The following is a 24,602-nucleotide window of genomic DNA, read 5'->3' as shown; positions in this document are numbered from 1 at the left end:
ATTGTCGTGCAGCTTCATGCCCGGCCGGCGGACCGGACGATCCGCGCGTCGGGGTCGGCGTAACAGCGGACCGAGAAGATCGCGGCCGGCGCGTTGCCGTTCGTGGCCTGCACCTCGATCGCGATCCGATCCGTCGTCACCGGCTCGTCCAAGATCAACTCGTGCCGGGTCTGGTGGTTGCCGGTCACCTCGGCCAGCACCCGGTCGCCCGCGGTGACCCGGAAGTCCCTGACACAGAACGGCATCTCGGCCTCCGGGTGCCCGTACAGCGCGGACTCCATCGGATGATCGAAATCGGTGTCGAAGGACAACTCGATCCGGCCGACCTGTTGCGGCTCGGGCCAGGTCAGGTCCAATCGAGGTGCCGGATCGTCGAAGGCCGCCGCCCAGGCGTTGCTGCCGGAAGTCGGCCGGTCCGAGCCGGTGCCGACGTTGGTCGCGGGGTGGCTCGCCGGTGCCGGCTCCAGCCGCAGCGCGAGATTGCGTCCGGCCGGCCGGCGTTCCGGCGTCCAGAACTCGAGCCGGGGCCTGCCGATCGCGGCGTCCTCCTCCTGGGTCGTCTTGTGCCGCACGGCGACGGTGCCGGTCAGTAGTTGATCACTGACGTGGACCGCCACGCCCTCGCAGGCGAGCAGGCTGAACTGGGCGTACCCGGGCTGGTCGAGTACGGCGTCGAAGTCGATCTTGACCGGTTGGCCGGTGCGGGCGGCGAGCTCGATCTCGGTGGCGGCCAGCACGACGTCGCAGGTGTAGTCGTCCGGCCGCTGCCCGATCCGGAGCTCGGCCCGTACCGTGGCCGGGCGGTCCGCATCGAAGATCAACTGGAACTGCGGGACGGGCCCGGCGTCGAGCGGCAACAGCTGGCCGCGGGACAGATCGAGCGGGACCGCCGCGCCGCTGTCCGGCAACTCGGCGAGGGAGGCCTCGGAGGAGGCGGTGATCACCGCGCGCCGGGTCAGGTCGTCCGGGTCGTCCAGCGGGACCCCGGGAATGTGCTGGCCCCGGCGGAGCAGTTCCTTGCGCAGTTCGGGGGTCCGGTCCTCGGCGGCGAGCTCGGCCGGCGCGATCCGGTCCCGCAGGCAAAGTGCGGCGGCGACGCCGACGGCCTGGCCCATGTGCGCACCGGTGCCCATCACCCGGGTCGAGCCGAACGCGACGTGGCTGGCGCTGATCAGCCGGCCGGCCAGGAAGAGATTGTCCACGTCGGCACTGACCAGACACCGGTACGGAATCTGGTAGATCCCCCGAGCATGCAGATGGTTGCTCCCCGGATGCTCGGAGAACACGCCGTCGGCCGGATGGAGATCGATCGACCAGCCGCCGAACGCGACGCCGTCATGGTGCTGCCGCTGCTCGAGGATGTCGCTCTGCAGCAGCCGGTAGAGCCCGTCGAACCGGCGCGACTCGCGCTTGCCCGGCACCTGCCCGACCCATTCCAGGGTGAGGTTCTCGGCGTCGGGGAACTCACCCGAGTTCTTCAGGTGGTTCCAGACGCCGTAGATCACCTTCCACAGTTCCCACTTGATCAACTCGGTGTCGTGCACCGTGTCGAGCCGGCCGCCCCACTCGATCCACCAGAGCCGGCAGCCGTCCTCCTTGGTGTTGAAGCTGCGGGCCCGCGGGATCGAGGACAGGTCGGCGAGCGCGTACGACGGCGGCGTGAACCGCACCGGATGCCCGACATCCTTGCTGTAGAAGTACATCGAGTGGCCGAGCAGCGGCCCGTACTCCTCCGTCGGCGCGAACAGCTCGCCGAATTCTGACGCCGCCTCGGCACCCATCCGGAAGCCGGCGCCGGCCGAGAAGGCGAGCGCGCCGTCGCCGGTGCAGTCGGCGAACAGGGGAGCGGTGATCTCGTACCGGGTGGAGTTCTGGCTGCAGAACGCCGACACCGCGCCGATCTTGCCGTCGGCCACCTCGGCGCCGACCATCGCCGTGTTGAGCAGCAACGTGATCTTGGGCTCCTCGAGCACCTTCTCCAACAGGATGGTGTCGAAGATGAGCGAATTGCCATCCTTGTTGCGGTACGTGTTCTCGACGATGATCTCGTCGACGACGCCGCCCTCGCGGGCCCACCGGTTGTTGTTGCCCATGTGTGCGGTGGCGCCGAGCACCCAGAGCCGCACCTCGCTGGAGGCGTTGCCGCCGAGCACCGGGCGGTCCTGGACCAAGATCACCCGGACGCCGGCCCGGGCGGCCGTGATGGCGGCGCAGGTGCCGGCCATGCCGCCGCCCACGACGACGAGGCCGGCCTCGAGCCGTTCGGTACGGAAGTCGCGGCGCGGCTCGGCCGGAGCCACGTAGAGCTGACCGGTTCGGGTGCTGGACGACGTCGGCGGCGTGTGCATGACTACACCTTAGGTATGCGAATAGCGCATGTACAGGGTTGGCTATGAAGGTCTCAGACGTCGACCGAACTGAACCTGCGGTCGCCGTCCGCGACGGTGAACCGGGCCAGGGTCCGGGCATCCTCCCGGACGCTGACCTTGTCGGTCCCGCGGACCTCGATGATCATCCGGTCCGAGTCGAGGTCGCAGATCCCGTAGCCGCAGTGCAGATCGGCCCAGGCCAGCAACGGGTTCATGGTGCGCCGGATCTGCGCGCGTTCGTTGGCCTCCGGGTCGAAGTCGAGCGCGCTCGACACCGACGGGCTGGTCACCTCGACCCCGATCGTCGGGCCCTCCGGGTCGAGCGTGTCGCGTGGCACGGTGGACGCGTAGCAGCGGTGCACGTCGCCGCCGAGGGCGACGAAGTTGCGCACCCGGCCGGCATCGAGGGCATCGCCGATTGCACCGAAGACCCGCTGCTGCGTGGCCTGATAGCCGTCCCAGGTGCCGCCCGAGAACTGGGTCGGCCGGTCCGGTCCGGACGCCGTGTTGAGCCGGGCCAGCAGCAGTTGCTGCGGCACCAGGTTCCAGCGCACCCGGCGGGCACCGAGCCCGTCCAGCAGCCACTGCTCCTGCTCCGCGCCGAGCATGACCAGGTCGGGATCCCGCCGGCCGCCCTCGTCGGGCACCGTCGAGCCGACCACCGGGTCGCGATACTGCCGGGTGTCCAGCACGTCGAGCTGGGCCATCGTCCCGTAGCTCAGCCGGCGGTACATCCTGGCATCGGAGCCCTGCGGCTGTTGCGGCCGGCGCAGCGGCATGTTCTCCCAGAACGCCCGGTAGGCCGCCGCGCGGCGATCGAGATCGAGCGGGCCGGACTCGTAGTCGTTGGCGAGTTCATGATCATCCCAGGTGGAGATGAACGGCGTGTTGTGGCTGACCGCCTGCAGGTCGCCCTCGCTGCGGTAGAGGCCGTACCGGAACCGGTAGTCGGCCAGGTCGGTCGCCGTCACCTCGGCCTCGGGCGGCATGCCGCTGACCGGCCGGCCGTTGCTGATCTGGAGGAGGCCGTACTCATAGATGAAGTCACCGAGGAAGAGCAGCGCGTCCAGGTCGGCGCCGGCGGCGTCGCGCATCGCGTTGAAGTAGCCGGCCCGGTAGTTCTGGCAGGAGGCGAAGCCGAACCGCAGCGGCCTTGTCTCGTTCGGCGCGGGCGCGGTCAGCGTGCTGGCCGGTTCGGAGACATGATCACCGATCCGGAACCGGTACCAGTAACGCCGGGACGGCTGCAGCCCACCGGCCACGACATGCACCGCGTAGCTGTTCTCGGCGAAGGCGCTGGCCGTCCCGCTGCGGGCGATCTTGGTGAATCCCTCGTCGGAGGCCACCTGCCAGTCCAACCGGTAGCGGTCGGTGGCGGGCAGTCCGCCGGTGTAGTCGAGCGGGTCGGTGATCAGCCGGGTCCACAGCACGACCGAGTCCGGTCGCGGGTCGCCGGACGCGACGCCGGCCCGGAACGGGTAGGAGTTGATCTTGGTGGTGGTCTCCGCCCGAGCCGGGTCAGGTCGACGGAGGGCGAAGGCCAGGCCGGCGGCACCGCCGCCGGCGAGAGCCAGGAAGCGCCGGCGACTTTCGCTGTCGAGCCGGCGGAACGAGGTGCGGGCGGTGAACTTCGTCGAATCCCCCATGGCCGAGAAGGTAAGCCCCGCGAGCCATCGTTGGCAATGCGTGATGCGCATGATGGACTGAACATATGCACAACAGTCGACGGCGCTTCGGCTGCAGCAGGAGATCGAGGGCCTACACTGGTAGGTAGCTAACTACCAGGAGGTCTGATGAGCATTATGTCGTCCCAGGAGTTCAACCGGAACCCCACCTCGGCCAAGCGCAAGGCGGACGAGGGGCCGGTGTATGTCACCGAGCATGGGAAGCCTGCCTACGTGGTGATCAACATCGACGAGTACCGGAGGCTGAAGGGTGCTCCAAAGGTCGACCTCGTGACCCGCCTGCAGATGGACGAGTACCACGACGTTGAAATTCCTCCGGTAGAGATGGATATCAAGGGGGCCACGTTCTGATGTTCGTGCTGGACACCAACGTCATCTCCGAGATCCGGAAGAAGGATGCAGCCAACCCGGCGGTCACTGAGTGGATGAGAGATCACGATGAGGAGACCCTGTATACGACATCACTGACCATCTATGAACTCAAGCTCGGCATCTTGAACATACCGGGTCAGGACCCGAAGCAGATCGCGGCATTCGGCCAGTGGTTCGACGAGGTCGTGAGCGGGTTCTGCGACAGGGTGCTTTCCCTGGACACCAGGTCTGCGATCGGTGCCGCCGAAGCACACAAAGTGACCAACATCGAGATGAAGGACTGCATGATCGGCGCCATCGCCGATCACCACAAGATGACCGTCGTGACCCGGAACGAGAAACATCTGGCCCGGGTCGCGCGCCGGGTGATCAATCCCTGGGGGTCATAGCCTCGATCACGCGTGCTGGTCGGGATTCTCCCAGAAGTAGCATTCCGGGTCGTAGACCGCCGGCGTCGGGTGGATCCAGGTGTTGACGAAGCCGCCGAGGGTCAGATTCTCCCGGCGCGGCACGTTGCGCAGATCGTTCTTGATCACCGTGATCTGCGGGAAGTTGGCGACGCAGCCCATGAAGAACGGCCCGTCGGAGATGTGGATCTTGATCATCTCCCAGACCAGCTCGTGCCGCTTCATCTCGTCCGGCTCGACCTTGCTGGCGTTGTAGAGATCCCAGATCCTCTGGATCGGCCCTTCCCGCTCGGGCTCCATCCGCGGCGGGTGCCGCTCCCACGGGTTCAACTCCAGCTCGGTGCCGGCGGTCTTGGTGCCGATCTGCTGGTACCACTGACCCTGCAGCGGGGCCCAGCGGGTGGGTTCGATCGGGACCATCCAGGTGGGGTGGACCAGCAGGTTGGGTCCGTCGCTCGCCTCCCAGTTGCTGCGCGACATCAGCTTGCCGGTCTTCCACTGATCATCGAAACTCTGCGGCGGGATCGGGTTGATCGCCATGTCCAGCCCGATGGCCTTCAGGTCGGACACCAACTGGTTGTCCTTGGTGGAGTGCTCGGGGGAGGAGTCGGCCTGGCTGTCGATCCGCAGCTTCAGCTTCTTGCCACCGGGCAACTCCCGGATCCCGTCGCCGTCGGAGTCCACCACCCCGAGTTCGTCCAGGATCTGCTTGGCCTGCTCCGGGTCGTAGGCGACGTAGGAATCGCGCCAGCCGGTGTAGGCCTGCTTGCCGGTGTCGTTCACCAGGTACTCGATGGCCTTGGGGCTCAGCGTCCCGGTGGTCGGCTCGCCGGTGTTGAAGTAGACCGACTGGCGGACTGCCTCGCGGTCGAACGCGTACGAGACCGCCTGCCGGAACTTCGGGTTGCGGATCAGCTCCCGAAGATCGTCGTCGATGTAGTCGTAGTTGAAGAAGAAGATCGATCCGGTGCCGGAACCGCTGTCCCACAGGATGATCTCGGTGCCGGCTTTGGCGGTGGAGTCCTTCAGGCCCTGGACGTCGTTCAGGGTGACCCGGTTGAACGGGCCATGGCAATAGTCGACGGATCCCTGCTGGATCTGGAGCTTGCCGACTTGATCATCGGTGACGACGCTGATCTGGATCTCGTCGAGGTAGGGAAGTTGATCACCGTTCGGCATCACGCACCAGTAGTACGGGTTGCGCTCCAGCACTACGCCGCGGGAGTTGTCGAACGACTTGCACCGGTAGCCGGTCATGGTCGGACACTCGGGATTGCGGTGCCAGTCGGAGCGGGTCGCCATCAGGCCGCCGACTGCGTCCCAGTCCTCGCCGACGCTCTTGTTGAATTTCGGGTGGAATTGCTTGAGATAGTGGCTCGGCATGGCCCAGAAGGGGCCCACTCGAGGACCGTTCACCCACATTGCGATCCGGTCCGGCGTGAGCGGCGCCGGCGCATCGAAGCTGATCTTGAGCGTGGTCTCGTCGACGGCGGTGAAGGTGGCCAGGGTGCCCTTGCCGGAGCGGGCCTCGTCCGGCGGCGTCACGGCCATCTTCTGCTCGAGCACGAATTCTTCCCACCAGAACATCACGTCGGCGGTCGTCCACGGTTCGCCGTCGGACCACTTGAGGCCCTTGCGGAAGTGGAAGGTCCATTCCGAGGCGTCGTCGTTGGACTCCCACGACTCGACCAGGCCCGGGCCCACATCCTTGCCGTCGTTGAGATAGCGCAGCGGTGAGTTGCCGTAGAAGAACTCGAAGTCGGAGACCGCGCCGGCCGCACCGGTGGTGGAGAAGACGTTCATGTTGAGCTTGCCGCCGTACTTGCCGGGAGTGACCCAGCGGTGCGGGATGACGTACGGATGCTCGGGCAGCCGCTCCTGCACGGGCGGCAGGTCCTGCCCCTCCAGGGCGGGCGCCTGTTGGTACGTGCCCGGGGCGACCAGCGGCTCGGATGCCGAGCCCTGCGCCTCCGAACGGGGCCCGTTGGAACCGTTGCCGTTCGGAGTGTCGCCCCCGCTGGAGCAACCGCCCAGCGCCGCGGCACCGGCGAACAGGGCGGATCCGTACAGCAGGTTGCGCCGGGAGATCTTGGGCATGTGCATCGGGGTCCTCCAACGTCGTTGTTGTCCTCGCCGACGGCACGCGCTGCTCTCTCGCTCTCGGCTCCCCCGAACGTCGAGAACGAGCCTCCGCCTCGAGGCATCTAAGCGCTTAACCTACGGAACGACGGGCACCACCACAGCCCTGCGGCCGCATGGTGAGACCCGGCGCCGGGGGTCAGGGTCCCGCGTACCCCTGCTGGAGCAGGGGCAGCTTCTCGGCCCTGATCGGGCGCCCGGCGCTGAACGAAAAGACGGCGTTTCCGTGCGTCGCGATCGCGTCGGCAATGGACGGCAGGTCGGGGACGAGCGCCCGGATCAGATTCTCGGGCGTCAGCACGTCTCGGATGATCACGACGCTCGGACAGGCCGTGCCTGAGCTCGCCAGAAACTTCGTCAGCTTCTAGAGCCGGGCGAAGGCGGCCTCGGCCGCGTCGAGCGTCTCGGCGACCTGCGCCTCGGTGTGCTCGGTGGAGAGGAACCAGAGGCCGCGCGGCACGATGTTGATCCCGCCGGCCAGCAACAGTTCGTGCAGGCGGGCCATCGCGGCCCGGTCGCAGGCGGCGAAGTCGCGGTAGTTCCGCACCGACGGCTGGTCGGTGATGTAGGTCTGGAACACCGGGCCGGGACCGTCGACCAGCAGCGGGACACCGTGCCGGCCGGCGATCTGCCGCAGTCCGTCCATCAGCGTCCGGCCGGTCGCCCGGAGGGCGGGATAGATCTCGTCGGCATGATCATCGAGGTGGGCGAGTACGGCGTCCGCGGCGGCCATCGCGACCGGATGGGAGTTGAACGTGCCGGCATGGGCCACGGTCCCGCTGCTGATCGTGTCCATCACCTCGCGGCGACCGACCAGGGCCGAGACCTGCATGCCGCCGGCCAGCGCCTTGCCGAACGTGGCCAGGTCGGGCGTCACGCCGATCAGTTCCTGGCCGCCGCCGGGCGCGACCCGGAAGCCGGTGATGATCTCGTCGAAGATCAACAACGCGCCGTGGTCGGCGGTCAGCTTCCGGGCCGCGCCGACGAACTCGGGGTCGGGCGTGATGCAGCCGGTGTTGCACAGGATCGGTTCCATGATCACCGCCGCGACCTCGTCGCCCCGGGTTGCCATGGTCTGGGTGAGCACCTCGAGGTCGTTGTACGGCAGCACCAGCAGCCCGTTCGCCCCCTCCGGCGGCAGGCCGGCCGTGCCGCCGACAGCGGCCGGATGGCGGGCGTCGCCGGCGGCCGCGAGATCGGGATGCACGCTGTAGAGCACGGGATCCAGCCAGCCGTGGTAGTTGCCCTCGAACTTGATGATCAAGGAACGGCCGGTGTGCCCGCGGGCCAGCCGGATCGCGCCGTGCACGGCCTCGGAGCCGACGCTGTTGAACCGCACCAGTTCGGCGCACGGGATCATCGCGCAGAGCCGTTCCGCGACCGACGCCTCGAGCTCGTGCTGCGCGGCGTAGGCGACCCCGCGCTTCGCCTGTGTGGCAACGGCTTCCGCGACTAGCGGCGAGGCATGGCCGAGCAGGTTCGGTCCCTGGCCGAGCACGTAGTCGAGGTAGCGCCGGCCGTCGACGTCCCACAGTTCGGCGCCGGCGGCGTGATCGACGAAGAGCGGGATCCCGGCGCTGCGCCGGGCGTCGCTGGACACGCCGCCGGCGATCACCCGGCGGGCGCGTTCGTACGCCGAAGCCGAACGGGGTCGGTCCGGTGCTGGCGGGGTGGTCATGATCACTCCAGTTTCTCGGTGAGCAGGCGGAACAGCTGTCGCGGCCGGCCGCCACCTGCGGACGGTGCCGACGGCAACGGCCAGGCGAGCCCGGCCGCGACCAGGTCCTTCAACATCCGGCGGCCGGTCCGCGGCGTCACCGCCATGGCCGCGGCGACGGTCTCGACGTCGGCGATCACCGGTTGATCTTCGTCGGCGCGCTCGACCAGCCGGTCCATGATCGCGCGCAGCCGGTCGTCCTGGCTCGACCCGTTGTCCGGTACGGATTCGACCCGGGCGGTGTCGGACGAGCCCGGCGGCAGGTCGATCCGGTCACCGCCGGAGTCCCGGTAGACCGCGTAGGTTCCCTTGCCGGCCAGGGATTCCTCGACCGCGCCCAGGGCGTTGGCCTCGGCACTGCGGGCGGTCGGGCCGACCCCGACGCCGACCGCGACCGGTACGCCGAGCGAGGCGGTGATCATGGACATGAAGGGGGCCAGCTGGAGCCGTTCGGTGAGCAGGTCGAGGCCCTCGTGGGTGGTGGTGACCAGGAACAACGTGTCCGACCGCCGGGTCACCGTCGCGCCGGCCCGGCGGCCGTGGGTGAGCAGCCGCTGCTGCGCCGCGAGGGCGAGTTCCTGTTGCCAGTAGTCGGTGTCCTGGGCCGCCGAGCGGGGCGCGGTGATCAACCGGACCGCGATCATGGCGATCCGGTTGGCGCCGAGCCGGGTGCCCTGACCGAGCAGGACAGCCGTCTCGATCGCGTCCCTGACCGTGGCCCGGGTCGGCGACAGCCGCAGCACGGGATGACCGGCAGCGCGCAGTTCCCGTTCCACGGACAGGATCGTGGTCAGCGCGAGGCTCGCCTCGCCCGAGGCCAGCCCCTCGGCGTGGAACCCGGCGAATTCGCCCACCGACTCCGGACCGGTGTAGGCCAGGCAGCGGACCCGGTCGGCGGACAGCCCGAGTTCCTCGTACGCCTCGACGACGTCGGACCGGCGCAGCGAGTCGATGCTGAGCCGGGTCAGGTCGATCGCCGGGTCGGCGAGCCGGGCCCGGAGCAGCGCGGAGTAGAGCGCCGAGCCGCTGAGCGCAACGTGGGTCGCCGGCACCGTCAGCCAGCCGGTCCGCCGGATCCGGTCGTACAGCCAAGGGCCGGGGAACACCGCGGCGTCGATCCGGTCGGCGATCCGTTCGATCGCGGCCTCCTCGTCGCCGTCGTCCGTGGGCGCCGTGACGAACTTGAGTCGCTGCGGCGCGTACCGCTCGATCACCTGCTGGGCACAGGACTGCATCTCCCGCAGCAGGCGTCGCTGGCCGACCAGCCCAACAGTGACGTCCGGCCCGTTCTGTGGGCGTTTCGGCTCTTCGCTCATGATCATCCTCCCGATCCGGGTAGCGGACGCCAGCTGAACAGCCGGCGAGCCGAACCGCCCAGCACGGCGCGCTTGACGTCGTCCGGGGCCGGCAGCCCGAGGACCCGGCCGAGCGAGAGCCGATGGTCGATGAACGGGAAGTCGGAGCCGAACAGCACCCGGTCCGGGCCCACCGCGGCGAGCAGATCCATGATCAGTTCGCCGACCAGCTGGGACCCGCAGAGCTCGAGGTGCAGCCCTGGATGGCGGCCGGCCACCATGATCGACTCGTCGACGCCGGCCGGGGTGATGCCGGAGTGGCCGAGGATGATCTTGGCCTTCGGGTAGGCCGACGCCACCGTGTCGAAGGCGGCCGGCGCGTCCCACGGCGAGCCCTGGGCGGTGTGGCTGAGCACCGGGCAGCCGGTCCGGTCGGCGAACTCCCAGACCGCGGCGTAGCGGCGGCCGGTGACCGGATACGCATGCAGGCTGGGATGCAGCTTGATCCCGACGAACCGCCGGTCCGACTCGACCCGGGCCAGTTGATCATCGGGCTGCTGCCACGGGTTGATCACCGCGTAGCCGGCCAGCCGGTCCGGGTGTGCGTCGACCGCGGCCAGGGTGGCGTCGTTGCCGCGGTCGGCGTCGAGCTGGATGGCCAGGTTCGACGACAGGACGGTGACCGAGGTGCCGACCCGGTCCATCACCGAGACCATGGTGTCGGCGTCGGGGGCGGGGATGAAGAACCTCGAGTACGGACCCAGGTGGGCATGCGCATCCACCACGTCCACCGAGGATCGTTCCCTGAGCCTGTCGAAGGGCAAGGCAGGATCTGGATCGCCCTTCGACAGGCTCAGGGAACGATGGGGCCAGAGTTGCTCGGCGTTGCTTCGTCCGATGGTCATGATCGTTTCCGGGTCCAGGCCGGCGGCCGAGAGGCGGAGCACGGCCTCGGCTGGGTCCCGGAGTCCGTACCCGCTGCCGAAGATCAGCCGGTCGCCGAAGCCGTTGTGGTGCAGCCATTCCAGCGCCTGATGGGTGGCCAGGTTGACCAGGTCGAGCCGCAGCCCGGGATGGCGGGCGAGCAGCGGTGCCGCGTAGCGCAGCTCGCGGTAGCCGGCCTGGCTGACCACGATGATCAACGCGGAGTGTCGGGTCAGCAGGGTGTCCACCGCGGCCCAGCCGGCCTCGGCCAGGTCCAGCCAGAGCGGCAGCCGGTGCCGTACCAGCGCGTCGAAGAAGCCGTCCAGGCTCGGGTCGGTGAGGGTGAACCGGTGGGTGTCGGGGAACAGCCGGAAGGCCGCCACGCCTTCCGCCGCGGCCCGGTCGACCAGCACTGCCGGGTCGGCGAGTTCGCCCGGTGTGGCCGGGACGGCGGTCCAGCAGGCCAGCACCCCATGATCGGCCAGCTCGGCAGCGATCGCGGACGCCTCGGCGTTACCGGTGAGCGGATCGTGCAGCCAGGAGAGGTTCGAGCCGACCAGGGCGCCGGCGAAGCCGAAGCGGGTCAGATGATCACGGATGGCGGCGGCGTCGCCGCGGCCGAACGGGCGCTCGGGATGCCGGCCGGACCGGACGTGGGCGTCGAACCAGCCGGTCCGCTCGGGCAGCGGCCAGGGCGTCATAGGCACAGCCCGTCGATGCGCCACCGTCCCGCCATCGGCAGGCCGATCGTGATCACGCCGCCGTCCCGGTGCGCGTCGATGCCGATCCCGTTCAACCGGAGCCCGGCATCCGCTGTCAGGCCGGTGATCCGGAGGCCGGACCGCCCCGTGCTGATCACGTCGAGGCCGATCCGGTCGGCCTCGGTGGCCAGCCCGATCGAGGCCAGCGTCCGGGCCAACGGGTCTCGCTGCCGTACCGACACCTCGGGCAGGTCGAGATCGGAACCGGCCCAGGCCGCCGCCCAGCGCAGCACCCCCGAGGCGTCCCGACGGACCCAGCGGGTGGCCTCGATCGTGTCCACCACGTCGGCAGTCTGCACCACGACCCGGCCGTCCTCGCCACCGGCCGCGACGAGATCAAGATCATCCGCGGCCGGTCCGGGACGGAGCACGGTGGTGAACTCGCCGGAGCGGCGCTCCACCTCGAGCCCGTACAGCGGGGCGTAATCCGCCGTACCGCTCGCCGGATCGGGCCGCCGGGCGACCCCCTCGGTGAAGCGTACGGTCTCGTCGGCATCCGGCAGGACGATGATCGACAGTCCCGGGCCGCCCGCCGACCCGGTACGGAAGCCCGTCCCGGACGCCACCCACGGGTCCACCGCGTGCCAGTGGCAGCGAAAGCGGCGCGGTGCCGTCTGCTCTGCCCGGTCCCGGACGATGATCACCACCGGCTCGACGCCGGCCATGATCACTTCCCGGCGCTGGGCCGTGCCGTGGCCGTGGTGTTCGGCGGACAGTGCGAGGACCGGGCCGGCGGTCCAGGACCCGAGCAGCCGGGCACCCCGGTCGTCGTCGAGTTCCGCGTCGTCCACGGTGACGGTGTTGTGGCCACGGCCGGCCTGGTACCAGGTCAGATAGTCCGGCACGTCGTAACTGGCCGGCCCGCCGGCCTCCCAGAGCAGCGGCCGGCGCCAACCGTCCAGCACCAGATCCAGCACCGCGCGGTGCGAGTGCGACTCCAGCTCGTGCTCGATGTGCGGGCCGAGGTTGATCACGATGCGAAGATCATCTTCCGCCCGGAGCACGGCGTATCCCGAGTCGGGCAGCAGGTCGATCGCCGGCGGCCCCGGCACGCGCCGGGCACCGGCGGCGGTGATCAACTCGGGGGCGTCGAGCAGCTCGCCGCCCCTCCGGAGCCAGTCGGCCGGCCAGACGATCCCGCTGTCCTGCAGGTGCGGCACCCAGCCGCCGGAGCCGGTCAGCGTCACCAGCCAGTCGTGCATCGCCCGCACCCGCGGATGCCGCAGGATCGTGCCGTCGCCGTACCCCCGGTCGATCATGGCGGCGAGCTGCACCGCGTCCAGACACATCACGTGGTAGCCGGGGGAGCGTTCGTAGTGACCGCCGTCGGGGTAGATGTCGAGTTCGAGGTGCTCCAGCAGCCGCTCCCGGCCACGGCGGTCCCAGTCGGCCGCCTCGGTCAGGTCCGGCAGCACCGCGGCCAGCTGGATCAGCTGGGTGGCCGAGACCAGTTGCCAGTTGCCGTGCCGGAAACGATCATGCTCGTCGTACGCCCAGCGGGCCCCGCCGATCAGCGCGGCCACCAGGTCGCGCCAGGCCTGGTCGGACAGCGCCGACGGGGTGAGCACCTCGAGCGCCGGCAGCAGGTTGCGGCAGCGCGCCCAGGTGCCGAGGGAGTACCAGATCACGTCCAGCCCCGGCCACTCGCCGATCACCGAGTCGCGCGTCTCAGCCCACCGGACCAGGTGTCGGTCCACGGCCCGGAGTCGTTGGTGATCGCCGGTGAGCAGCCAGGCTTGAATGCCCTCGGCGAGCCAGCCGAGATAGTGCCAGCCGTACCGCTGCGAGCGGCCCTGATCGGCGCCGGTCACGTCAAGATCATTGTCGAGCAGGCGGTCGGCCGCGGCGATGATCTTGGTGGCCTCCGCGCTGCCGCGGACCCGGTCGGCCCACTCGGACAGCGGCCAGGCCGCCGGGCGCAGCCGGGCGCCGACCCAGGCCCGCAGCTCCGCGACGCCGGTGACGCCTTCCGGGCGGCCGAACGCCGCGATCAGGTCGTCGTCGGTCAGCGCCGTGACCCGGGCATCGATGTGGCGCGGCTTCTCCGGTCCCTGCACCGGGGCGGTGATCATCGGCTCGGCTCCGCCGGCGGTGGCACGTCGACCGGCTGACGGGTCCGCAGCGACTCGTGGGCTGCGGCCAGCACGGCGGTCACGTCACGGCTGCTCTCCAAGGTGACCAGGGGTTCCGCGCCGGTCCGGCAGCACTCGATCCAGTGCACGATCGCGTCCCGGTACGCCCCCGCGGGCACCCCGTGGACGACCCGCTGCAGCAGCGTCCGCGGATAGGTCAGGCCGTCCGGCCGGGCCACCACGAGATTCTCGGCCTGCCGGTCCAACTGGATCACGCCGCCTTCGGCGACGATCCCGATGTAGGAGTCGACCGGGGTGGGGAAGCTGGCCGGGGAGATCCAGGCCGACTCGAAGGTGGCGACGGTTCCGCGTTCGTACTCGGCGTGGATCTGGATCGCGTCCGGGGTGTCGATGCCGCGCCCGCGCAGGACGCCCCAGCGCCCGGTCGTGTAGACGCGGACCACCCGGTCCCGGATCAGCCAGGACACCAGATCGATGTCGTGGCTGGACAGGAACCAGGCCGAAGTGGTGTGGGCGGCCCAGTTGATCATCTCGGTGGAGACGGTGATCGTGTCGTTCTTGCGGGCGTACGCTACCGCGGCGTCGCCCATCGTGCCGAGCTCGTCGTACGCCTGCGCGTAGGCGGGAACCCAACGGTGGTTGAACAGGCACATCCCGATCACCCCGGCGGACCGGACCGCGGCGAGGGCCCGGTCGGCATCCGCCACCGAGGTCGCGAACGGCTTCTCGACCAGCACGTGCCGGCCGGCCTCGGCGGCGGCGACCACCAGGTCGGCGTGTTGATGATCAGGAGTCGTGATCACCACCGCGTCCACCGCATCGTCGGTGAACAGGTCGTGCGGCTGATCATGGACGCGCGGCCGGGGAGCGCCGCGGCCGGCGATCTCGTCGGCCAGCCGGTCCGCACTGGCCCGGGTCCGGGACACACAGGCGGTGATCGACACGCCGGGCTCGCGCGACAACGCGACGGCGTTGCCTCGGCCCATGATCCCGGCGCCGACGATCCCGATCCGCAGCGGCTCGGCCCGCAGTGACGCGGTCACCGGGGCTTGGCCAGTTCGGTGTTCCAGGACTTCTCGGCGTCGGCCAGCGCCTGGTCGGCGGTCTTCTTCCCGGTCAGGAAGGCGACGATCTCGGTGTCGAAGATCAACCGCAACTGCTCGTCGTTGCCGGACCCGAGCGAGGCGTCGGCGCTGTTCGGGAACGTCTTGATCAAGGTCGCGATGGCGGCGTCGGCCGGTTCGGTCGCGTCGGTCGTCTTCTCGGTGAAGAAGGGATCCTCGAGCGCCTTCGGTGCCGAGGGATAGATCGCGACGAGCTTGCAGAACGCGACCTGGTTGGCCGCCGAGGTGACGAACTTCAGCCACTCCGCCGCGGCTGCCGGGTTGTCCGACTTGGCCGGGATGCCGAAGATCTGCTGGCCGGGCATCATGTACGTGCCCGAGGCGCCGGTCACCGGCGGCGTCACCGCGATCTTCTGGTAGACCTGCGGGGCGTTCTTCTGCACGTTGAGCAGGTTGGACGACACGGTGATCGGCGAGAACGCGATCAGCTGATTCTCCAGGTTCTGCGGCAGATTCCGTACGTCCGAACTGATCGCGCCCGGGGCGATGGCGCCGGAGTCGTACAACGGCTTGAAGGTGGCGACGAACTCGCGTGCCGCGTCGTTGTTGAACGCGGCGGTCTTCCTGTCCTCGCTGAGCAACTGGATGTCGTTCTGCTGCAGGACGGCGCTGGTCGGGATCAGATTGGTGGCCGATTTGCCGGTCGCCTTGTGGTACTCGGTGGCCAGTTCCAGCGCGTCGGTGAACGTCTTCGGCGGCTGCTGCGGATCGAAGCTGGTCGGCTCCAGCAGCGCGGTGTTGTAGAAGCCGAGCGAGGTGCCGCCGTTGTACCAGGGGATGGCGATCTGCTGGCCCTGGGCGTTCTTCAGCGGCTCGGTCAGGCCCGGTGCATAGGCAGCCAGGTCCTCGGCGCTGAAGAACTCGCCGAGATCACGCATCTGGCCGGCGAACAGCCCGGTGGTGGCCGAGGTGAAGTTCACCGCGTCCGGCACCTTGCCCGAGGCGATCGCCGCGAGCAGCTTGGTGGTGATGTCCTGGCCCGGCACGTCGACCCAGTTGATCTTCACGTCGCCGTGCTCCGACGTGTAGCTGTTGATCATGCCGTTCAGGTAGTCGGCGTAGTTCTTCTGCAGGTTGATCGTCCACCACTCGACGTCGCCCGCGAACTTGTCCCCGGCCGGAGCCTGCGGACCGGTGGCCGGGTTCCCGGACAGGCAGCCTGCCGCGCCCAGCAGGGGCAGCAGGGCGGCGGCCGCGGTGAAGTTCCGGCGGGAGATGGCGGTGGGCGCGGACATGGCGTCCCTCCTGGCTGTGGGTGATGTCCTCAAGATGGGTTACGGACACAGTTTCGAACCGACTCGGGAGCGAAGTCAAGGCCGAAGGTGCATTTACAGCCGCAACTATTGACACTGCGCGTCCCGGATCCTTAGCGTCTTGGTGATTCCTGAACCGTATGTTTCGGGCACGTAACGAGGGCGTCGACCAAGTCTGGAGTGCGCGCATGGCATTGACCGCGGCAGGGCTGGCTCGGCGCAGTGGCGGACCTGGGCGGGTGGTCGGCCAGCGGTGGTGGACGCCCTACCTGTTCCTGTCCGTCGGGCTGGTGCTCTATGCCGCGATGTTCGCCTGGCCGGCGGTGATCGCGATCCAGCTGGCGTTCTCCCGTTACACGATCATCAACCCGATCAGCTTCGTCGGGCTGGCGAACTTCCAGTCGATGGGTGCCGACCCGCGGTTCTGGCACGCGCTGGGCAATTCGCTGCTCTTCCTGATCATGTTCCTGCCGCTCTCGGTCGTGGTTCCGTTGCTGCTGGCGCTGTTGGTGAACATCCCGTTGCGGGGGATCCAGGCGTTCCGGATGGCCTACTACCTGCCGGTGATCACCTCGATGGTGGCGGTCGCGGTCGGCTGGCGGTACGTGTTCAACCGGGAGGGCGTGGTCAACTGGCTGCTCAGCCTGGTCGGGCTGGGGCCGATCGACTTCCTGCTGAACACCGCCTGGGCGCTGCCGACCGTGGTGCTGCTGGAGGCCTGGAAAAGTGCCGGGCTGTTCATGATGATCTACCTGGCCGGCCTGCAGTCGGTGCCGCGAGAGCTGATCGAGGCGGCCCGGGTGGACGGAGCCTCGGCGGTGCGCCGGCTTTGGCACGTGATCATTCCCGGCCTGCTGCCGACCTTCGCGGTCACCCTGACGCTGAGCATGCTGGAGGCCATGCGGGCGTTCGAGTCGGTCTACGTGCTCACCCGCGGCGGACCGCTCGACTCGACGCTGACCCTCGGCTACTACATCTGGTCCAAGGCGTTCCAGGACTACGACATGGGGTACGCCAGCGCGATGGGCCTGGTGCTCTGGGCGATCATGATCATCCTGGCGATGGCGAATCTGCTGGTGACCCGGCGGCGGGACCGATGAGGGCCCGGAGCACCGGCTTCCACGTCCGCCGGGTGCTGCTGTACGTCCTCCTGGTCGCGCTGGCCGCCGTCTTCATCGGGCCGTTCCTGATCCTGCTGTCGGCGGCGACCAAGCCGGCTACCCAGGACGTGTTCTCGTTCCCGCCCGATCTGCTGCCGCGGCCGCCGGTGGCCGACTACTTCGTCGAGGCGTGGACCACGATCCCGTACGGGCAGTTCCTGATCAACTCCGTGATCTACGTGGTCGTCATCGTCCCGGTCTACCTGGTGGTGAGTGCCCTGGTGGCGTACCCGCTGGCTCGGATCGCCTTCCGGGGCAGAGGAGTCTTCTTCCTGCTGTTCCTGTCGATCATGTTCCTGCCGGGCGAGCTGATGCTGATCCCGCGCTTCCTGGTGATGAGCCAGCTGCAGCTCACGGACACCTACACAGCGGTGATCCTGCCGGCGATCCTGTCCTCGCTGGGCATCTTCCTGCTCCGGCAGGCGTTCCTGCAGATCCCGGACGAGGTGATCGAGGCGGCCCGGGTGGACGGCGCGAACGAGTTCATGATCTTCGCCCGGATCGCGGTGCCGATCGCGGCGCCGACGCTCGCCGTGCTCGCGATCCTCGGCTTCATCTCGGTCTGGAACAGCTTCATCTGGCCGCTGGTGGTGCTGACCAGCCAGTCCAAGTTCCCAATCGCGCTCGGCATTGCCTACCTGACCGGCGTCAGCGGCACCGACGTGCGGGGGCTCGCGGCCGGAACGGTGATCTCCCTGGTGCCCGTGATCATCGTGTTCCTGATCTTGCAGCGGCACATCCTGGCCAGCATGAGCGGCGCGGTCAAAGGCTGACCTGCGTCCCGAGCCCGTCGCAGGGCATGGAGGAGAAGGAAATGATCATGAATGGTGGACCGACGTTCGGCCGCCGGACCGCACTGGCCGGCGCAGCGGGAATCGCTGCCGTGCTGACCTTGCCGGCGGCCCGGGCCGGCGCCGCCGGAGGCTACGACCTGCCGCCGGCCTTCACCGAGGCGCAACGGGCCTACCTGGCGATCGGCTTCGAGCACAACGAGGCCGGTGGCTATGCCTGGGGCGAGTCGTACTTCCTGCTCGGCCTGGTCCGGATGTACCAGGCGTACGGGGAGACGTCGTACCTGGACACCTTGGTGGACCGGCTCGATCACGTCATCGCGACCACGGACCGCGGCCGCGGTGTCACCGATTACCTCGGCCGGTCCGGCCCGGTGTGGCGGACGGCCGGCAACTACACCGCGGCGCACGGGGTGATCACCGACGCCGCCGGGACACCGGCGATTCAGGTGCGCTGGGCCGGCACTCGCGGCGCCGAGTCGACGGCGGTGATCACGGAGTCGACCGGCGGCACGTTCACGCTGGCCCTGCGCAACCCGGCCACGGCGACCGTGATCACCAGGACCGGGCTGTCCCTCGATCCGGCCGCGGCGAACTACGCGGTGAACGTGATCAACGCGGCGTACGCCCCGGGGCTGCGGTGGACCGCGGTCGACCTGCGCGACCAGCCCGGCCCGGCGGACCCGCCGCCCGCGGGCACCGTCGCCTTCGCGTCGCAGTACTACGTGTTCGCCGTGCACACCGGGATGGTCGCGTACCCGCTGGCCCTGTTCGCCCGGGTCGTCGCGGAGACGAAGGGACTGCGGAAGCGGTACGGCTCCGCGGGGAAGCGGGCCGCCGAGGCTGCTGCGGCCGCGATCGCCTTCCACGACGGCGAGTTCGTGATCAACGACGCGGGCCTCGGCGACTACGTCTGGCCGCGCAACGCGCCGATCCCGTTCGACGGGCTGATCCAGCCGTACAACCAGAGTCACGGGCCCGGCCAGGCGATGGCCGAGCTCTACCGGGTCACCGGGGACGCGAGCTACCGGGACCGGGTCGCGGCCATGATCAACAGCTATGCTCACGGTGTCCGGACCGATGCCGACGGCGCGTACGTCTGGAACTACTGGCCGGTGCACAGCGAGCTCTACTCCGGCTACACCAAGGCCGACGACCTGTCGAGCTACACCCCGGCCTACTCGGCGGTCCGCTCGATCGAGGACATCAGCCACGCGGCGATCACCACCGAGTTCCTGGAGGCGGCCGAACGCGCCGGGATCAGGCATCCTGATCTTGATCTCACCGCGATCGCCCGGACGTTCGTGAAGAACGTGATCAGATCCGAGACACAGGTCTGGTACCGGGTCGACGGCACCGCCGAGGCGGTGCCCGGCAACGCCGTCCAGGCGGCCCGCTGGATGCCGTACGCCCGCTATGACGCCGAGATCTACGCACAGTGCCTGCGGGTCTACGACGCCGTGCAGCTGGTGCCCAGCCAAGGCTCGCACGCCCTGGGGATCGGCTACCTCAACTGGGCCCGGAAGCGAGGCTGGGAACGCGGCTGACTTCAGCCTTACGTCCGATGATCAGGTCCGGCTACCGTGCCGGACATGCAGCTCAAGGTCGAGAACGCGCCGTACGGTGTCGAGGTCAGGACTCCGATCCTGTACGGCCGGGTGCCGGGACAGCCGGTCTGGCAGGGCGGCCTCTGGCTCGACCTGCTGCTGCCGTCGCCGGCACCTGCCGACCCGGCGCCGGCCGTCGTGTATCTGCATCACGGCGGCTGGCGCCAGGGTGACCGGAGCTACGGCATCTATCCGTGGAACGGCCCGTTCCTCGCCGCCCACGGCCTCGTGGTCGCATCGGTCAGCTATCGGTTCAGCAGCGTGGCGCCGTTTCCGGCCCAACTCCACGACGCCAAAGCCGCCGTCCGCTGGCTGCGAGCGAACGCCTCAGGATCCGGGCATCACGGCCGTTCTCGACGCCCTGTTCGGCGGACCAGCGTCGCGGACGACCGCGTTACGCGAACTCGCCAGCCCGAGAATCCACGTGACGCCCTCGTCGGCGCCGTTCTTGATCATTCACGGGGCACGCGACGAAACGGTCCCCGTCCGACAGGCCCGAGCGATGGCCGAGACGCTGCGGCAGAGCGGCGTGCCGGTCACCTTGCACGAGATCGAGGGCGTCTTCCACAACCTGCTACCGGAGACCGATGTGCCCTGGGGCACGGAGCCGTGGTCCGAACTGGCAGCACTGGCGCTGGCCTTCTTCCAAACGACGCTGCCGGTGACCATTTCCTGAGCCGGCCGAGACTCCGATCGGGGGCTCAGGCGGCGCCGTGATCTTGGTCCATGGTCATGCCTGTGGTGGCGGGATGATCATGATCTCCCTTGCGGCCGATCTCCGAGGATCAGGGATTCAGTCGTTGGCGTCCAGCGTGACCGTGCCTGCCGTGCCGTCGACAGTGATCATCCGCCCGGTGGAGACGCGCCGCGTCGCGGCCGGCACGCAGATGACGGCCGGGATGCCGTACTCCCGGGCGACCGTGGGTCCGTGCGCCATCACGGCACCGCTCTCGGTGACGAGACCGCCGGCTGTCAGGAAGAGTGGCGTCCATCCTGGGTCGGTGGTCGGGGTGACGAGAATCTCGCCGGGTTCTATGGAGGCGTCGGAGAGGTCATGGATCACCCGGGCGCGGCCTGTGACGCGGCCGGGTGCCGCGCCGGTACCGGTGAGAGTGTCGCCGTGGGATGGCGGGGACGGCAGGAGTGTTTCCACATCCGTGCCGTCTGACAGCAGAGCGACCGGAACGGTGCGGCGGCGCAGTTCGCGCTCATGCTCCGCGCGCCGCTGGGCGATCGTGTCCTGGTAGTCGGCACCGGTCTCCACCACCGTGCGCAGCTCGTGGAGCTGAAGGAACATGACGTCGTCGGCAGCTGCCAGCAAGCCTTTCGCGAGGAGGTCTTCGCCGACCAGGAGTAGCTGGCGGCGGCGGTCGCGCAAGGCGTAGAGCCCGGCGAATTTTCCCGCCTCGCGCAGTCCGGACAGTTCCCTTGACCTGCGCAGGAAGAAGCTGGCGAGCCGGCCCCGAAGCGGATGCTGGCGACGGGCCCGCCGGGTGAGTTCGGAGACCATCGATTCGGCCTTCTTCGCGGCGCGCTCGAAGCGACGATCCGGTGCCTGCTCGGGGTCGGTGACCCGGAGGCAATTGGCGAGCATCGTGAACACCGGCGTCGGGGCCTCGGCCCAGCGCGGTACGCCGACGTCGACCTCGGCGGCCGACCGGATGCCGTACCGCTCGAGAAAGGCGTCGAGGCCGATGTCCGGCAGCCGACCCGCCAGTTGGGCAGCCGCGAGTTCTGATGGCGGAGTGTTGAGCAGCATCTCTCGGTACGGCTCCGCCCGCCGGGCCACGTCCCACAGGGCGAGGTCCATCTCGATCGTCACGTTGTGCGGCATTCCACCGAGCACCGTGCGGATCTCGTCCTCGCTCGCGATGCCCTTGAGTAGCGGCGGGAGGGCGGCAGACACGGCGAGCCCGCTGACCACGGGCCAGACGATCGCGTCGGTGACCGTGCTCGACTCCGCATCACGCTCGAGCAGGTCCAACACCTCAGCGACCGTGGCCGGATCGGTCGCCGGCTGCCGGCGGAGGCGCTCGATCTCGCCGAACACCCGGGACCGCGCCCGCTCGGGACGGGCCAGCGCACTGAGAATCCCGAGGGCAGCTTTCGGGCCGGTCTTCATGGCGGCGGCATTGCGCTTGCGGGAAGTCTTCCTCGGCTCGAACTGCGGGTCGGCCAGCAGGTGTTCGACGGCCTTCTGTGCGCGCGGCCCGAAGTCCACGGCCATCAGCTTGACGAGTCGCTGCCGGGTCGAGCGATCGCGCAGCGCGTCGGTCAGGTCGCCATACAGCCGCCCGCCGATGTCGACGATCTCGACGGTGAAGCCGAACGCAGCAAGCATGCCGGCCAGCATCGACTTCAGCGTCGACATGCCCATCGGTGTGGCAGGTTGCAGCATCCCCTGCACGTGGCCGAACTCGACGTACAGCCGCGGGCCGGGTTTGTCGCTCGGCGGGGGTGCCGGGAAGAGGGTGGTGATCGGGCGTGCCTGCAGCAACCACAGCTCCCCGTCGCGGTCGTAGGCCCACTCGATGTCCTGCTCGGTGCCGAGTAGCTTCCTGATGCGCTCACCGGCCGCGCGCAACTCCTGCTGCCGCGCCGGGGAGAGGCAACCGTGTTCGCTCTCCTTGGTGCCGTTCAGCACGTAGTGGTCCGCAATGACCGATCCGTCAACGACCGCGGTTCCCAGTCCTGGCGCGGCGTCGACCACGCTCACGCTGCGCGATCCGGTCAACGGGTCGGCGGTGAACAGAACGCCCGCGACATCGGCATCGACCATGCGTTGGACGACGACGGCCATCCGTACCCGGTCGTGCGGGATGTTGTTGGCCTCGCGGTAGGCGGTCGCGCGAACGGTGTGCAGGGAAGCCCAGCAGGCCTCGATCGCCTGAAGCAATGCTTCGTCGCCGGTGACTCCGAGGTAGCTGTCCTGCTGACCGGCGAAACTCGCGTGCGGTAGGTCTTCGGCGGTGGCGCTGGAGCGGATCGCGACCGGCCCTCCGCCGAGGCGTTCGTAGGCCGCGAGCACCTCGGCGCGCGGCACCACCCCCTTCGCATACGCCTCGGTCGTCACGCAGAAGCCGTCCGGCACCCGCTCACCGAGGTGGACCAGTCCAGCAAGGCCTGCCGCCTTGCCGCCGACGAGGTCTCGCTGTCCGATCCCGATCTCGGTCAACTCGAGCACGTTCATGCGGGGCCTCCCTCCCTTGCGCCGACCCGATCCTCAGTGACCGACCGACACAGTTCCAATACGACTGCAATGCATAGATTTGACAATACAGGCGCAATGTAAAATCGCCGAATGCCGCGCAAGGTCGACCATGGTCAACGCCGCGAACTGCTGGCCGACGCCCTGATGCGGCTTGCCGCCGCACACGGTCTGGAGGGTGTCAGCCTGCGACACGTGGCAGCCGAGGCGGGTGTCTCGACCGGGATGGTGCAGCACTACTTCCGCAACAAGGACGAGATGATGACGTTCGCACTCGGCATGGTGGGAAGCCGGATCCGAGCTCGGACGGATGCCGTGGGCGCGCCGGCGGCGTCTCCGCGCGAGCTCGTCCGTGGCGTCCTGCTCCAGATTCTGCCGCTCGACGAGACCCGGCGGCTCGAGGGCCACGTCGGGCTGGCCTTCCTCGCGTACGCGGCTGTGAAGCCGGCGATCCAGGAAGGTTTGCGTACGGATGCCGCCGGAATGCGCGAGTTCATCGCGCAGCAACTGCGTGCGACCGGAGCTGACGGCATCGACCCCGAACTCGCGGCGACCGGGCTGCTGGCGCTTGCCGACGGCCTCGGCGTGCAAGTTCTCTCTGGGCAGTACGCCGAGACGCACGCCGCCGCCGTACTGGATGCCCACCTCGACCTGCTCTTCGGCAAGCCGTCCCGCGACGTTGATAGCTCCTAGTGTCGAGGGAGTATGGGCTCAGGTCAGGATTTCGACGTCGAACGAGGCGACCAGGTCGGGGTCGGCGTAGAGGTCGATGCTGACGATCCTGCCGTCGCGGATGCTGATCTCGAAGACCGAGCGCGGCTGGCCGCCCGGGGCCCAGGTGGCGCCTGCGAAGCCGTCGACCAGGGCGACCTGGGCGGCTTGAGCGGACCCCGCCAGAGCCTTCGCGATGGCCTTGGCGCCACGCAGTTCGGCCTCGATGCGTGGGGCGCCGCGGTCGGCACTGGCCTTGGCCGCTGCGACGGCCATCGGGTCGGCTCGGAGCACCACGTCCGGCGCGAGCAGGGTGAGCAAGCGGTCGAACCGGGAGTTGCGGGTGGCGTCCAGGAAGGCGGCGACCACCTCGGTCTGCCGGGTCTGATCACGAGTGCCGTCGGTATCGGTACGCGAGCGATCGTACGTCGAGCCGCCGCGCACCCGGCGCCGAGCCCGGCTGGCCAGCTGTCGGCTCGCCGCCGGCGTCTTGTCGATGATCGGGGCGATCTCGTCGAACGGCACCGCGAACAGATCGTGCAGGACGAACGCCAGCCGTTCGGTCGGGGCCAGGGTGTCCAGGATGATCATCAGGGCCGCGCCCATCGAGTCGGCCTGCACGGCCTGCTGCTCGGGGCCGTGATCCTCGTCGTCGCGCAGCTCGGTCGGGCGCGCGTCCAGGGAGTCTTCCCGTCGCGTGCGCCGCGTCCGCAGCTGGTCCAGGCAGATCCGGGAGACGACCGTGGTCAGCCATCCGGCCAGGTTGTCGATCTCGCTCGGGTCGGACCGGTGCAGCCGAAGCCAGGCGTCTTGCACCGCGTCGTCGGCTTCGCCGGCCGATCCGAGGATCCGGTACGCGACACGGCGCAGGCGTGACCGGTCGTCCTCGAAGGCCGCGGTCAGCATGTCCTCGGTCGGCAGGTCCATCTTGTCCTCCGGCACCTGTCACATCCTCTCGTCGGTGTCCGTCACCGGCCTGACGAACC

At 69.1% G+C, this 24,602-nt stretch carries 19 protein-coding genes and 1 pseudogene; 8 read left to right on the top strand and 12 right to left on the bottom strand.

The window, feature by feature from the left end; all coding sequences use genetic code 11:
* Window positions 1-14 precede the first annotated feature (14 nt).
* Together BKA15_RS05130 and BKA15_RS05125 are read right to left on the bottom strand one after the other, a co-directional pair.
* Complete coding sequence (locus tag BKA15_RS05130) at window positions 15-2,348, bottom strand: FAD-dependent oxidoreductase (RefSeq protein WP_179748670.1); 2,334 nt, start codon at window positions 2,346-2,348, stop codon at window positions 15-17.
* A 53-nt stretch (window positions 2,349-2,401) separates the two neighbouring features.
* Window positions 2,402-4,015 (bottom strand): alkaline phosphatase D family protein, encoded by a 1,614-nt coding sequence (locus BKA15_RS05125; protein WP_179748668.1) that lies wholly within the window; start codon window positions 4,013-4,015, stop codon window positions 2,402-2,404.
* 147 nt (window positions 4,016-4,162) lie between these two features.
* On the opposite strand from BKA15_RS05125, the gene BKA15_RS05120 reads away from it, so the two are divergent.
* Window positions 4,163-4,405, top strand: a complete 243-nt coding sequence (locus BKA15_RS05120; protein WP_179748666.1) for a type II toxin-antitoxin system Phd/YefM family antitoxin — start codon at window positions 4,163-4,165, stop codon at window positions 4,403-4,405.
* On the top strand, window positions 4,405-4,815 hold the full coding sequence (locus BKA15_RS05115; protein WP_179748665.1) for a type II toxin-antitoxin system VapC family toxin: 411 nt from the start codon (window positions 4,405-4,407) through the stop codon (window positions 4,813-4,815). The genes BKA15_RS05120 and BKA15_RS05115 overlap by 1 nt, the downstream gene beginning before the upstream one ends.
* 6 nt (window positions 4,816-4,821) lie before the next feature.
* Here the strand turns inward: BKA15_RS05115 and BKA15_RS05110 are convergent, their stop codons facing one another.
* From BKA15_RS05110 to BKA15_RS05075, 8 genes are all read right to left on the bottom strand, one after another.
* The gene (locus tag BKA15_RS05110; RefSeq protein ID WP_246322264.1) at window positions 4,822-6,936 is read right to left on the bottom strand and encodes an ABC transporter substrate-binding protein; all 2,115 of its coding nucleotides are present in this window, start codon (window positions 6,934-6,936) and stop codon (window positions 4,822-4,824) included.
* A 175-nt stretch (window positions 6,937-7,111) separates the two neighbouring features.
* A complete protein-coding gene (locus tag BKA15_RS05105; RefSeq protein ID WP_179748663.1) occupies window positions 7,112-7,273 on the bottom strand; it encodes a hypothetical protein in 162 nt (53 codons plus the stop codon).
* 63 nt (window positions 7,274-7,336) lie between these two features.
* A complete protein-coding gene (locus tag BKA15_RS05100; protein WP_179748661.1) occupies window positions 7,337-8,650 on the bottom strand; it encodes an aspartate aminotransferase family protein in 1,314 nt (437 codons plus the stop codon).
* A 2-nt stretch (window positions 8,651-8,652) separates the two neighbouring features.
* Window positions 8,653-10,011 carry a hypothetical protein gene (locus BKA15_RS05095; RefSeq protein ID WP_179748660.1) on the bottom strand — a complete coding sequence of 453 codons (1,359 nt, stop codon included), beginning with the start codon at window positions 10,009-10,011 and terminating at the stop codon, window positions 8,653-8,655.
* Window positions 10,008-11,609: an amidohydrolase family protein gene (locus tag BKA15_RS05090; protein WP_179748658.1), complete on the bottom strand. Its 1,602-nt coding sequence runs from the start codon at window positions 11,607-11,609 to the stop codon at window positions 10,008-10,010. The genes BKA15_RS05095 and BKA15_RS05090 overlap by 4 nt, the downstream gene beginning before the upstream one ends.
* Window positions 11,606-13,741 carry a heparinase II/III domain-containing protein gene (locus tag BKA15_RS05085; protein ID WP_179748656.1) on the bottom strand — a complete coding sequence of 712 codons (2,136 nt, stop codon included), beginning with the start codon at window positions 13,739-13,741 and terminating at the stop codon, window positions 11,606-11,608. The genes BKA15_RS05090 and BKA15_RS05085 overlap by 4 nt, the downstream gene beginning before the upstream one ends.
* Window positions 13,738-14,805 (bottom strand): Gfo/Idh/MocA family protein, encoded by a 1,068-nt coding sequence (locus BKA15_RS05080; RefSeq protein WP_218871074.1) that lies wholly within the window; start codon window positions 14,803-14,805, stop codon window positions 13,738-13,740. Before BKA15_RS05080 ends, BKA15_RS05085 begins: the two co-directional genes overlap by 4 nt.
* Complete coding sequence (locus tag BKA15_RS05075; protein WP_179748654.1) at window positions 14,802-16,121, bottom strand: ABC transporter substrate-binding protein; 1,320 nt, start codon at window positions 16,119-16,121, stop codon at window positions 14,802-14,804. Before BKA15_RS05075 ends, BKA15_RS05080 begins: the two co-directional genes overlap by 4 nt.
* A gap of 206 nt (window positions 16,122-16,327) precedes the next feature.
* Between BKA15_RS05075 and BKA15_RS05070 the strand changes: the two genes are divergently transcribed.
* From BKA15_RS05070 to BKA15_RS36740, 5 genes and pseudogenes are all read left to right on the top strand, one after another.
* A complete protein-coding gene (locus BKA15_RS05070; RefSeq protein WP_179748652.1) occupies window positions 16,328-17,239 on the top strand; it encodes a carbohydrate ABC transporter permease in 912 nt (303 codons plus the stop codon).
* Complete coding sequence (locus BKA15_RS05065) at window positions 17,236-18,072, top strand: carbohydrate ABC transporter permease (RefSeq protein ID WP_179748650.1); 837 nt, start codon at window positions 17,236-17,238, stop codon at window positions 18,070-18,072. The genes BKA15_RS05070 and BKA15_RS05065 overlap by 4 nt, the downstream gene beginning before the upstream one ends.
* Window positions 18,073-18,113: 41 nt before the next feature.
* Entirely contained in the window at window positions 18,114-19,637 is a 1,524-nt protein-coding gene (locus tag BKA15_RS05060) for a hypothetical protein (protein ID WP_179748648.1), read from the top strand.
* A gap of 45 nt (window positions 19,638-19,682) precedes the next feature.
* Window positions 19,683-20,021, top strand: a pseudogene (locus BKA15_RS37205) (alpha/beta hydrolase fold domain-containing protein); the annotation flags it as partial.
* Window positions 19,945-20,373 carry an alpha/beta hydrolase family protein gene (locus BKA15_RS36740; protein ID WP_376766825.1) on the top strand — a complete coding sequence of 143 codons (429 nt, stop codon included), beginning with the start codon at window positions 19,945-19,947 and terminating at the stop codon, window positions 20,371-20,373. The pseudogene BKA15_RS37205 and the gene BKA15_RS36740, both read left to right, overlap by 77 nt.
* 117 nt (window positions 20,374-20,490) lie before the next feature.
* On the opposite strand, the gene BKA15_RS05045 is transcribed toward BKA15_RS36740, so the two are convergent.
* A complete protein-coding gene (locus BKA15_RS05045; RefSeq protein ID WP_179748644.1) occupies window positions 20,491-22,887 on the bottom strand; it encodes a PEP/pyruvate-binding domain-containing protein in 2,397 nt (798 codons plus the stop codon).
* A 111-nt stretch (window positions 22,888-22,998) separates the two neighbouring features.
* Between BKA15_RS05045 and BKA15_RS05040 the strand changes: the two genes are divergently transcribed.
* The gene (locus BKA15_RS05040) at window positions 22,999-23,598 is read left to right on the top strand and encodes a TetR/AcrR family transcriptional regulator (protein WP_179748642.1); all 600 of its coding nucleotides are present in this window, start codon (window positions 22,999-23,001) and stop codon (window positions 23,596-23,598) included.
* An 18-nt stretch (window positions 23,599-23,616) separates the two neighbouring features.
* On the opposite strand, the gene BKA15_RS05035 is transcribed toward BKA15_RS05040, so the two are convergent.
* The gene (locus BKA15_RS05035) at window positions 23,617-24,558 is read right to left on the bottom strand and encodes a sigma-70 family RNA polymerase sigma factor (RefSeq protein ID WP_312878826.1); all 942 of its coding nucleotides are present in this window, start codon (window positions 24,556-24,558) and stop codon (window positions 23,617-23,619) included.
* Between the last annotated feature and the right edge of the window lie 44 nt (window positions 24,559-24,602).

Source organism: Microlunatus parietis (assembly GCF_013407955.1).
Classification (GTDB): Bacteria; Actinomycetota; Actinomycetes; order Propionibacteriales; family Propionibacteriaceae; genus Microlunatus; species Microlunatus parietis.
This window is presented reverse-complemented; position numbering and strand designations above follow the sequence as displayed.